General features: G+C 68.5%; 9 protein-coding genes. 7 read left to right on the forward strand and 2 right to left on the reverse strand.

Going from position 1 to position 11942, the window contains the following annotated elements:
• Positions 1 to 161: 161 nt before the first annotated feature.
• The gene (locus tag AC08OP_RS12530; RefSeq protein ID WP_476595192.1) at positions 162 to 1238 is read right to left on the reverse strand and encodes a glucose-1-phosphate thymidylyltransferase; all 1077 of its coding nucleotides are present in this window, start codon (positions 1236 to 1238) and stop codon (positions 162 to 164) included.
• 497 nt (positions 1239 to 1735) lie between these two features.
• Here AC08OP_RS12530 and AC08OP_RS12535 point away from each other — a divergent pair, with 497 nt between their 5' ends.
• From AC08OP_RS12535 to AC08OP_RS12550, 4 genes are all read left to right on the forward strand, one after another.
• Positions 1736 to 3148, forward strand: a complete 1413-nt coding sequence (locus tag AC08OP_RS12535) for an LCP family protein (protein WP_476614350.1) — start codon at positions 1736 to 1738, stop codon at positions 3146 to 3148.
• A gap of 241 nt (positions 3149 to 3389) precedes the next feature.
• Complete coding sequence (locus AC08OP_RS12540; RefSeq protein ID WP_476614351.1) at positions 3390 to 5006, forward strand: LCP family protein; 1617 nt, start codon at positions 3390 to 3392, stop codon at positions 5004 to 5006.
• Positions 5003 to 5908, forward strand: a complete 906-nt coding sequence (locus tag AC08OP_RS12545; protein ID WP_476614352.1) for a TIGR03089 family protein — start codon at positions 5003 to 5005, stop codon at positions 5906 to 5908. Before AC08OP_RS12540 ends, AC08OP_RS12545 begins: the two co-directional genes overlap by 4 nt.
• Positions 5909 to 6131: 223 nt before the next feature.
• Positions 6132 to 7466, forward strand: coding sequence for a UDP-glucose dehydrogenase family protein (locus AC08OP_RS12550; RefSeq protein ID WP_476614353.1), 1335 nt, complete (start codon positions 6132 to 6134; stop codon positions 7464 to 7466).
• Positions 7467 to 7561: 95 nt separating this feature from the next.
• Here AC08OP_RS12550 and AC08OP_RS12555 read toward each other — a convergent pair whose 3' ends face one another.
• Positions 7562 to 8191, reverse strand: coding sequence for a beta-class carbonic anhydrase (locus AC08OP_RS12555; RefSeq protein ID WP_476614354.1), 630 nt, complete (start codon positions 8189 to 8191; stop codon positions 7562 to 7564).
• 398 nt (positions 8192 to 8589) lie between these two features.
• Between AC08OP_RS12555 and AC08OP_RS12560 the strand changes: the two genes are divergently transcribed.
• From AC08OP_RS12560 to AC08OP_RS12570, 3 genes are all read left to right on the forward strand, one after another.
• The gene (locus tag AC08OP_RS12560; RefSeq protein ID WP_476603670.1) at positions 8590 to 9099 is read left to right on the forward strand and encodes a GtrA family protein; all 510 of its coding nucleotides are present in this window, start codon (positions 8590 to 8592) and stop codon (positions 9097 to 9099) included.
• 346 nt (positions 9100 to 9445) lie between these two features.
• Positions 9446 to 10042, forward strand: a complete 597-nt coding sequence (locus AC08OP_RS12565; protein WP_476593568.1) for a TetR/AcrR family transcriptional regulator — start codon at positions 9446 to 9448, stop codon at positions 10040 to 10042.
• A gap of 210 nt (positions 10043 to 10252) precedes the next feature.
• The gene (locus AC08OP_RS12570) at positions 10253 to 11419 is read left to right on the forward strand and encodes a hypothetical protein (protein ID WP_476614355.1); all 1167 of its coding nucleotides are present in this window, start codon (positions 10253 to 10255) and stop codon (positions 11417 to 11419) included.
• The last annotated feature ends 523 nt before the right edge of the window (positions 11420 to 11942 follow it).

The raw sequence follows: 11942 nt of genomic DNA on the forward strand, positions 1-11942 counted from the left end.
GAGCCGGGGGCGCGCGGGCGGAGCCGGGGGCGCGGTCACGGGTCCGGGATCGGGTCCGGGATCGGGTCCGGGATCGGGTCCGGGCGTAGGCGGTCACCGGCCGACGCCCGCCCCACGAAGTCCGTCGCGGATGTGCAAGGGAGATCCGCTCCGAGCGGGCCTCAGGTCCCCGTCGTAGCCACCGAGACGCGGGAGTGGTCGCCCAGCATAAGCCGATGCGCCCTGGGCAGGGCCGCGGAGGGGACAACCTCGGCATCCCGGCCGATCAGCGAGTCCTCGATCCGCCCGATCCCACGGATCGTCGCCCGCTCCAGCACGATCGAGTACTCGATCTCGGTCCGTTCGATGGTGCAGGAGTGAAAGATCGAGGTGAACGGGCCGACATAGGTATCGACGAGGGTGGTGTCCCGGCCGATGATGGCCGGCCCGCGCACGGTGGACCGGACCAGCGAGGCGCCCTCCTCGATCACCACACGGCCGACGATCGTGCTGTGCTCGTCAACGCTGCCACGGATCGCCGGCTCGATCGACTCGAGGAGGTGGCGGTTTGTCTCGAGCATGTCGTCAAGTCGGCCGGTGTCCTTCCAGTAACCCTCGACCAGGTGCGAGGCGACCTCGTATCCGCCGTCGACGAGCCACTGGATCGCCTCGGTGATCTCCAGCTCGCCGCGGGCCGACGGTTTGATCGCCCCCACGGCGTCGTGGATGGGGGTGCCGAACATGTAGACGCCGACGAGCGCCAGGTCACTCGGCGGAACGAGCGGCTTCTCGACCAGTCGAATGATCTTCCGGTCCGCACCGAGCTCGGCGACACCGAAGGCGGAGGGGTTGTCGACCCTGGTCAGCAGGATCAGGGCGTCCGGAGTGGTCCGTCGGAACTCCTCGACCAGGCTGGAGATCCCACCGATAATCAGGTTGTCGCCGAGGTACATGACAAACGGCTCATCGACGAGGAAGTCGCGGGCGATGAGCACGGCATGCGCCAGTCCGAGCGGCGCGTCCTGGCGGATGTAGGTGACCTGGATCCCGAATGCCGAGCCGTCACCTACCGCCGCCTGGATCTCGTCGGCCGTCTCCCCCACGATGATCCCGACATCGGTGATACCGGCGTCACGGATGGCCTCCAAGCCGTAGAAAAGCACCGGCTTGTTCGCCACTGGGACAAGCTGTTTGGCCGAGGTGTGGGTGATTGGCCGCAGACGGGTTCCCGAACCACCGGCAAGGACGAGGGCCTTCATGATCCGAAACCCTATCGTGCCGCTTTGAGCTGACAGAAAGTAACCGCCAATGTGATTCCCATCACATGGCAGATCGATCCACCTTTGCCCGCATGTCACCGCGAACACCCACCTGTGCAACAGGTATTTCCATGCGCACCGGGCCGGCGACAGGTACACCCCGCCCGATACGGGTACGTTGGGTAGTCGCAGGGTTCGGGGCGGCCAGCCGGCGGGAAACCTTACCGCGCATCTGATCGTTCCAGACCCAGGAGACATCTCGGGCCGCCTGGGAGGGGGACACGGTGACCGACGCGCCGCCGCGTCTGTCCGCGGGGTCCCAGGGCCCGCCTCCGCGGCGACGAAATCGTCTGAATCCTACTGCCCGTGCGTATCGAGGCCCGTATCCGACCCGGGACGACCACCAGAACCGCGACGACCACCAGAACCGCGACGGCGAACACGACGCTCGCCGGGAGCGGTCTCTGGCATCCCGCCTGCTCACGGTAGTCGCAGCAATGCTCGCCGCCGTGGTACTCCTTGCCGCGGTGGGCGGCTGGACCGCCTACGAGTATTTTGACGCCCAGATCAACCGGATCCGCCTCGGGCTCGGCGGGGACCGGCCGGCGGAGGCCGCGGAGGGCACCCGGAACTTCCTGCTGGTCGGATCGGACAGCAGGGCGGGCACCGGCGGCGAGTACGAGAGCCAGGGAGCGGTGACCGGCGAACGGTCGGACACGACGATGCTGGCCCACCTCGACGTGGACGGGACCACGACGATGGTCTCCTTTCCGAGGGACATCCTCGTGCGCATTCCGGGGCACGGCCTCGGCAAGCTGAACTCGGCGATCACCCTCGGCGGTCCCAGTCTCCTGATCAGAACGATCGAGAATCTCACCGACATCAAGATCGACCATTATGTCTCGGTCGATCTGGCCGGTTTCAAGGAGATGACCGATGCCATTGGCGGCGTCACCGTCTGCGTCAAACCGCTACCAAACGGCGGAAAGTCCAATCTGTACGATCCGTGGTCGCAGTGGCGGGGCACGGTAGGCAAAAATCATCTCAACGGAGAGCGGGCACTCGCCTTCGTCCGCCAACGCCACGGCCTACCCGACAACGATTTTGATCGCATCCGCCGCCAGCAGCAGTTCATCGGCGCCATCTTCACCCAGGCAACCACGACCGGGGTGCTCGCCAACCCGGTCAGGCTGGAGAACCTGCTTCAGGCCGCGACCAGGACGCTCACCATCGATGACGGCACCAGCATGAACGACATGCGCGCGCTCGCGACACGGCTGCGCGGGATGTCCGCCGATCAGATCCGGTTCGAGACGATCCCCGTGCACGCCCCGACGCCGGCCGAGGGCGGCAACGCCGTGGGGGAGCTGCCGAGGTTCGGCTCCGTACAGCTCTACGACCCCGAGACGCTGGAGAAGTTCTTCGCTCCGCTACGCGGGCGGGCCCGTGACACGCGGGAATCCTCCGTTACCCCGACCCCGACGGTCGACCCGGCACAGGTGCTGATCGACGTCTACAACGGCGCCGGGGTGGGGGGCCTCGCCGCCACGGCCGCCGGGGAGCTGCGGCAGGCCGGTTTCCGGGTCGGCCCGCCGCAGACGTGGCAGGCCGGCGTGGTGGAGACGACACAGGTGCGCTATCGCCCGGGCGAACAGGCCGCCGCCCATGCCGTGCAGGCCGACGTGCCCGGCAGCCGGTTGCGCGCGGACGCCTCCGTCCCCGCCGGCCACATCACCCTCGTCCTGGGCACGTCCTACGACGGGGTGAACCCGAGTCCAGCGGCCGGGGGCGCCGGATCGACCGGTGGTACCGGCACAGCCGCCGGGGCGACCGGCGGGTCCGCCGCGGCGGACCCGCCTCCCGCCTCACCGTCGACGGCCGCGGATCTCACCTCGGGGTGCACGTACTAACTGCTGGCTGGCTGATCGTTCACCCGACCGTCCGATCACATTCCGCGCTGTCCACACTACGGTCGGAGATGAGATCAACCCCGCCGTGAACATCCGCGCTTGCCATGGCAACGTCTTGGCCGTCCGGAACGTCCAGTTAGACGGACACGGCTGCCACATCACGACCACGACGGCCGCGGCATGCGTTCCGGCGGGGGTTCTCCCGCTCCGGCCGCCTGAGCGAGGAGGGCTTTCGACTCAGGTGAGCCCCGATACCATGCGCCCGCCGGCCCTGCCGCCCGCGTTGGACCCGCGTGGGCCCCGTCGCCACCACTCCCCGCTGCGACGGCTGTCCGTTGGAGCCGTCGCTCTGCTGTCCGTGCTGGTTCTCGGTCTGAGCACCATCGGGTGGGCCGCCTACCGGCAGTTCGACAAGGCCGTCACGCGCGTCGACTGGGACATCGAGGGTGCCCGCCCAGCGAGCGTGGACGGCGAGGAGAACATCCTGCTACTCGGCGACGACAGCCGGGAGGGTACCGAGGGTCAGTACGGTGTGGTAGACGGCGTCCGGTCCGACACCACCATCATCGCCCACTTCGGCAAGGACGGCTCGGCCACGTTGCTGTCCTTCCCCCGGGACATGCTCGTCCCGGTGGTGCCGCGGGAGAAGGCCACCGCCCGCGACGGCCGGTCGAAGCTCACCGAGGTGCTCGAGTTGGCGGACGTCCCCGGTCTCGTCAGCACGCTGGAATCCCTGACTGGCCTGAAGATCGACCATACCATCTCGATCAATCTCGCCGGTTTCAAGGCGATGACCGACGCGGTGGGAGGCGTAACCGTGTGTGTGACGCCTCTACCGAACGGCAGCACCCGCAACCTGCACGACTCGATGTCGGGATGGAGCGGACGGCTCGGCGAGAACCGTCTCAACGGTGATCAGGCGCTGGCCTTCGTCCGGACCCGCTACGCGCTCGGGGACGAACGCCTTCGCATCCTGCGCCAGCAGCAGTTCCTCTCCAAGCTGCTGGCGACAGCGACCAGCACCGGAGTGCTCACCAACCCGGCCAAGATCACTTCGTTGATCGGGGCGGTCGGCGGCGCGCTGCGGATCGACCAGGGCCTCGACCAGACCGCGATACTCAAGCTCGCGAAGCGGGCCAGCGAGCTGGGTCCGGGAAGAATTCACTTCGTGACAGTCCCTACGCACATCGCGCTGCGCTCCGATGGTGCGGTCGACGACATGGGTTCGATTCCCCCGCACGGGGCCGTACTCATCGTCGATCAGGCCGGCCTCGACCACGTCCTCGCTCCGCTGCTGCCCGCGGGCACGAAGCCTCCCGCACAGCGAACTCTCGACCCCGCCCAGGTCTCGATCGCCGCCGTCCGCAACGCCTCGGGACGTGCCGGACTCGCCACCGGCACGGTCGACGGACTGCGGGCACTCGGCTTCACTGGGCCGATGACCGCCGCGACATCGACCCGCCAGACTCTGACCGAGGTACGCCATCCCCCGGGCCAGGAGGCCGCGGCACGCACCCTGGCGGCGACGATCCCCGGCAGCCGGATCGTCGCGGGCGCCGGCCGCTCCGGGGCCGGCCTCGTCCTCGTCCTCGGATCCACCTTCACCGGTCTGTCCAACGTCGGCCTGCCCAACGTCGGCCTGCCCAACGTCGGCCTGCCCAGCGGTGGCCTGCCGGGCGCGGCGGCGACCGTCGACACGAGGATCCCGACGACCTCGACGGCCGCCGGTGGTGACACCTGGACGACCACGGTCGCCATCACCGCGACGCCGGCCCCGGCGACCGGCGGGGCCGGCGCCACAGGCGCCGCGACCGCTCCGGTCGGTCCCGTTCCCTCCGACACCTCGTGCACGCCATGAGCGCCTCCGTGCCGCGGCTGGTCGCCGTACGGACGCTGCTTGGCCCGGCCGCGGATGCCGACGCCGCACCCGCGGCGGGAGTTCGCGGCATCGCGTCCGTCCTCGCGCACCGGCTGGCCACCGATCCCGCCCGCCCGCTGGTCACCTTCTACGACGACGCGACCGGCGAACGCGTGGAATTCTCGGCGACCACCTTCGACAACTGGGTGGCGAAGACCGCGAACATGCTGGTCGACACGCTCGGCCTCGGCATCGGTGACCGGGTCGGCGTCCACCTGCCGACGCACTGGCTCAGTTCGGTCATTCTGCTCGCCACCTGGTCAGCCGGGATGGAGGTGGTCCTCGTCCGAGACGCAGACGGCGGGCAGGACGGCGGGGACACCGAGAAGGACGGCGGGGAGTTGCCGGTCGCGACCCCCCTCGACGCGCTGTTCGTGGCCGAGGACCGGCTCGACGAGGCGTCCGGCCTGATGGTGGACGAGATCGTGGCCCTGTCACTGCGCCCGTTGGGTGGTCGGATGCGCAGGCCCGTCGCCGGGGTTCTCGACTACGCCGCGGAGGTGCCCCCGCACGGCGATCGGTTCGCCGCCCCGGCACCGCCACCCGGGCAGGCCGCGCTGCTGCGCGCGGGTACCGCGATCGCGGGGGCGTGGGACCTGGGACCCGCGGACCGGGTGCTGTTCACCGCGTCGCTCGCCACGACCGAGGGCCTGGTCGGCTCGCTGCTCGCTCCCCTGGTCGCAGGCTCGTCGATCGTGCTGTGCCGGCATCTCGACAGCGCCGCGCTCCCGCGGCGCATCGAGACGGAGAAGATCACCGCCGTCGGTCGGTCGGTCCTGCGGCACGCGCCCGGCCCACTGCCCGCGGGGGTCCGGTCGCTGCCGCTCCCCCGCCTCGGGTGAAACCCGCACGACCCCCGTAGCGGGCCGCGGATGGGGAATGACCATACCCGACATCCGGACGGCTCACAGACGGCGTGACCACCGAACGGCGCGACGGCCAACGAGAATGGGGCAACGCGCTCCCCGGTGCGTCCGGCTCACCGGGGCTTACGAGATTGCCCCGGCGGGAGGGCCGGCAGCGCGGCGGCCGGTCTTTACCACGTGTAGCGGAGGTCGCTCGAACGTGAGCACGTCACCGGTTCTTCACATCAGCGTCATCGGCACCGGATACCTGGGCGCGACACACGCCGTGTGCATGGCGGAACTGGGGTTCGAAGTCATCGGTGTCGATATCGACGCGACCAGGACGCAGCGGCTCGCCGTGGGTGAGGTGCCCTTCTTCGAGCCCGGTCTGGAAGGGCTACTCCGCAAGAACCTGGAGGCGGGACGACTGGTCTTCTCGAGCTCGCTCGCCGAGGCGGCTGACCGGGCCGAGGTGCATTTCATCTGCGTGGGAACACCGCAACGGCCCGATTCCGGCGCGACGGACCTGCGCCACGTCGAAGCGGTGACGAATGGTCTGATCGCGGCCGGGCTGCGGCCCGGGACGCTGGTGGTGGGCAAGTCGACGGTTCCCACGGGCACCGCGGCCCGGCTGGCCGGACGACTTGCCGCCGGCGCCCCGGGCGCGGAACTTGCGTGGAATCCCGAGTTCCTCCGGGAGGGGTCCGCCATCGACGACACCCTGCGGCCGGACCGCCTGGTCTTCGGGGTCGTCCCGGGTGGCATCGCCGAGGCACGGCTGCGGGCGGTCTACGCCAGAACGATCAAAGAAGGCACACCCGTCATCGTCACCGACTTCGCCACGGCCGAGATCGTGAAGGTCGCCGCGAACGCCTTCCTCGCGACGAAAATCTCCTTCATCAACGCGATGGCCGAAATCTGCGACATGACCGGGGGGAACGTGACCGAGCTCGCCGCCGCCCTGGCTCACGACCCCAGGATCGGGCCCCGGTTCCTCCAGGCCGGCATCGGCTTCGGTGGCGGCTGCCTACCCAAGGACATCCGTGCCTTCCAGGCCCGCGCGGACGAGCTGGGAGTCGGCTCCGCGCTGGCCTTCCTCACCGAGGTCGACGCCGTCAACACGCGGGCCCGGACGCGGACGGTGGCGCTAGCCACCAAGGCGCTGGGGGGCTCGCCGACGGGCCGGATGGTGGCGGTTCTCGGTGCCGCCTTCAAACCGAACTCCGATGACATCCGCGACTCGCCCGCCCTCGACGTGGCCACCGCGCTGCACCGCGCCGGCGGCCACGTGTCCGTGTACGACCCCGCGGCGATCCCGAACGCCCGCGTTCGCTACCCGTACCTGCACTACACCGACTCGGTGATACGGGCCGTGGCAGGAGCGGAGATCGTCCTGGTCTTGACGGAATGGAGCGAGTTCCGCGAGATCGACCCGGCCGCCCTGCGACCGCACGTCAGCAGACCCATCGTCATCGACGGACGGCACGTCCTAGATCCCGCGGTCTGGCGGGATGCCGGCTGGATCTACCACGCGCTCGGACGGCCACTCGCGTGACCCACCTACCGAACCTACCGAACCTACCGGACTAGGTAAGCTTGACCCGACGACAATCCGACGACGCGACCCATCCCATGCCACCGTGGACCGCCCTACGGCAGAACCTCGACCAGTGCCCCGGTCTCCACCTGGTAGACGAATCCGCGCACCGAGGTGGTGGACTGCAGGAACGGCGACGAACGCAGCACCCTGACGGACTTGCGCACGTCCTCCTTGACATCGGGAAAGGAATACACGTCCCATTCGGGACGAACGCCCGTCTCGCGCTCCACCTGGTCCCGGAACCCGTCGTCGGTAATCCTTTCGAGACCACATCCGGTGTGGTGTAAAAGAATGATCTCCGTCGTTCCCAGCACGTGCTGGCTCACGGCGAGCGAGCGGACCACATCCGGGGTGATGACACCACCGGCGTTGCGCAGGATGTGGGCGTCACCTTCGACGAGACCGAGCAGAGCCTCCACCTGGATCCGCGCGTCCATACAGGCAACCACCGCGACGCCCAGGCGCGGCCGCGCGCCAGGCAGGGCAGGAAGCCCGGCCTCCCGCCGCCGGACGGGGTGACCTACGGCGTAGCTCAGCAGGAGTTCGGTCGCCGTGGCAGCGCTACCCACTGGGCCCACCGGCTCCACCGGGCTCACAGGACACACGGTGTCCGCGGGGCGCACGGTGTCCGCCTGGGCGTCGGCAACGGAGCCAACAGCAGTGTGGTCATCGGTGTCCACGTGGTCATCGGTCCTTGACGTTGACATCAACGGCTCGGCCGGCGACTCGAGCGGATCATGATGATGCGTCCTTCCGATCAGTGGTCCCCACCCTCCCACTGCCAGGATGCCGTCCATGGGCCCAGCTTCGCCAACGTTCCCGAGCTTTTGCCGACGTTGTGCCACTCACGTTGCCCGCCGCACCGGATTGATGGCATCACCTAGCGTAAAGATGGGAACAGCTACTCGGTGACTCCACCACGCGCCGACGGGTTCACCGCTACGTCCGGCACCATGGCCGGTGAGCCGGCCTCGCCACGCCCGCCCACCACGCCACCGTCGACGGGGGTGGCACGGTGGGCGGGCGGGAGCAGCCGGTACTCTCTCCGAGTGGTAAATATCGATCGGGGTCGCCCGTGGTGAGACACCGACAGACCCGCTCACCGATGCAGGTACTCATCCACGAGATGGGCAAGTTCGGGCTGGTCGGCGGCGCGTGTTACGCCATCGACTTTCTTGTCTCCAACCTGTGCCACACGCTTCTCGGAATGGGTCCACTCAGCGCGAAGACCGTCTCCACGGTGGTCGCTGCCACCTTTTCCTACATCGGGAACCGGCAATGGTCGTTCAACCATCGCGCCCGAACCGGTCTACGTCGCGAGTACACACTCTTCGTGATCCTGAATACGGTCGGGTTGCTGATCGCGCTCGGCTGCCTCGGGTTCGCACGCTATGTACTCGATCTCAAGGGCGTACTTGCGTTCAACCTGTTCGGTAACATCATCGGCACCGGGCTGGGCACCGTATTCCGGTTCTGGGCCTACAAGAAGTGGGTCTTCCTCCACCCGGACCATCCCAAGGCCACCGCGAACGGCGGAGCCCGTCAGGACGGTCGTCGGCGCATCCCGGAGCATGCGGGCCGGATCTGACCGCACCAGCGGCCCCCGGCCCGACGCACATTCCGCCGCCTCGTCCGGCACCGGACCGGCCGTTTCAGGTGCGCCGCGCATCGCCGCCACCCCCGGGCGCCCAACACGCCCGCCGACACGGCACGACAGCGGAACAGGACGTTCCGCCCTCCCGCCGTCCCCGGCAGACAAGTCGGAAACAACCTAGTTCCGATACCGAACGGTTCCCGAACCTTCGCCGGTGGGCTACGCTCGGCGGGCCATGCTGGCGCCGCGCGCCCACAGCCCTCCATCCAGCGAGACACGTCGGCTACCGGGAACGCCGCGTGGAGCGCCGTCCAGTCCGCAGCAACCTGGAGGGTGTGTCGTGACCCCGTCCTCGCTCGCGTCGTCGCACCCCGGCGGCCGACCTCGCGACGAGAGCCGGGACCAGGCGATCCGCACCGCCACCCTCGACCTTCTGGCCGAGGTCGGATACGACGGTGTGACGATGGACCGGGTGGCCACCCGGGCGCGAGCCGGAAAGGCCACCATCTACCGGCGCTGGCCGTCAAAGCTCGCCCTGGTGATGGACGCGGTCAACGCCTTCACCGAGCAGCGGATGCCGGTACCCGACAACGGCTCCCTCCGCTTGGACATCCTTGAGTTCCTGACCTCGTTCCATGACACGATCCGCGGCGATCGGGGACGGATCCTCGCGGAACTGATCTCGGAGATGCCGCGCAATCCCGGTCTGCGCGACGCCCTGCGCCGCGGCCTCTGGATGCAACGCCAGGCAAGCTCGGAGGCCATCATCGAACGCGGGATCGCCCGTGGCGAGGTCCGCCCGGACGTCGACCGCACGGTACTCATAGAACTCGGAACCGCCGTCATCCTCCAACGGGTGCTGCTGACCGGAGATCCGGTCGATCAGACGTTCCTGGAGATGATCGTCGACGACATCGTGATCCGTTACGCGGCCTGATCCGACACCTTGTCTACAAGACGACCCGGGATCCCCCTCCGAACGCAAAGCTCCTAACATCGAGCATCGAGCCCGACCTGGGCCGAACGGGGCGGTCCGTCCCGTTCTAACACAGCTGGACGGTTACGAGAACCGCCCAGCACCACGGCGGGATCCGCAAGATCACGAGCGCGGGCCGGGGCCGCTCTTCGCGCAGCGCAGGAGGACGTCATGCAGTCACCGGGCCCAGGCCCCCAGGACCCGGACGCCCAGACCCAACGGGTTGACGGCAACGCTGGTGGTTCTTATTCCGCCTCGTCGTACTCCGCGGGCTCGGCACCGTTCGGCGACGAAGACGAGACCCGCCTGCTCGGCAACAGCGCACCCGGCGTCAACCAGCCCGGCGGCTACCCGCCCACGGAACAGTACTCCCAGAACCCTCCGAACCAGTATCCCCAGAACCAGTACGCACAGAATCCGTACCGCGGCACCGATCAGTACCCCCCGACGGCGGTCTACCCACCCAGTGGGGGCTACCCACCCAGCGAGGGCTACGGCCAGGGTTACCGGCAGCAGGATTATCCCGCCAACAGCTATCCCACGGAGAGTTATCCGCAACAGGCATATCAGCAGAACTATCAGCCGGGTTACCACCAAGATCTGGGTTACCACCAAGGGTATCAGCAGCAGGGCTACCCCGCGGCGGGCGGTTACGGAGGTTATCCGCCGCCGGGGGCGCCCCCCCGGCCCGGCGGCTCTCAACGTCGGCGTAACACCATCATCGCTGCGACGGTGGCGGCGGCACTCCTCCTGATCATTATTCCGGTTGTGCTCCTCTCCGGAGGTTCCGACAACCCGGGCACGGTGACCGCGCCCGACAGCCCCAGCGCCTCACCGACCTCGACAAACCCATCGTCATCGCCCTCGCCAAGTCCAAGTCCAAGTCCAAGCGCGAGTCCGAGTCCCTCGGCGCGGTTCACCCCGGCGCAGCACGCCCTGCTGGCCAAGCTCGACTCGTCCGTGATGACGGACTGCGAGCCCAACGGCGAAGCCGAGGGCGGCCACATCAAGGCGTCGTTATTCTGCAACTCGGATGATGGGAAGGTGGTGGCTGCCTACTCCTACGCGACCACCAGTGATCTGAACAGCGACGTCGAGGTGCGCAAGTCCCTGGTCACCACCACCGGCGGCAAATGCGAGCAGGGCGGTGACGAGGTCTTCACCTGGAACTTCCACGAGGGTGCGACCCAGGGCACGGCCGTCTGCAACGTGCGTGACGGTGATCACTTCATCTTCTGGTCCTACAATTCCACGTTGGTCTCCTTCATGGCGACCGGCCCCGACGGGGCGGCCCTGTACGAATGGTGGAGTAATTTCGATCCGGTGCCCAAGGCCTGACGTCGCGGTGGACGCCGCCGGGACGCGGCCACGTCCGCACGGCGGGGTGCTGTTTGCTGTGGCTTCGATCTTGCCTGCTTGCCTTCGGCCGGGCGGGTGGTGATAGAGCAGTATTTGTGATGCAGTAGCCTGACATCGCCCATATCCGAGCGGTGAGGGGCCTACGCTGGGGTTGCACCTGTCACCCATCTCGGGAGGAACCGTGCCCAGCCCCGGCCAAGGCGACGACGAAGCGTCGCGGGTGTCCGAGCCACCGCCGGCCTCGCCGCGGCCAGGGAGCGGCCCCGATCCAGACCCGGACGAGCCTGACCGGACCATCCTGTATCCACTACACCCAGGACCGGGACCAGGGGTGGGGCCGGGGCATGCCTTGTCGCCTCCGCCCTACACGAATCCGGTCTCACCGCCGTCGGCCCTGGGCTCGGGACCGCTGTCGGGTTCCAGACCGCAAGGTCCGGTTCTGCCACCGGGCCCGCCGGTCCCCACGGTTCCCCCTCGCTTCGGGGGACTGACCGGTCCGGGT

The sequence above is a fragment of the Frankia sp. CeRuru1 genome, assembly GCF_977966315.1.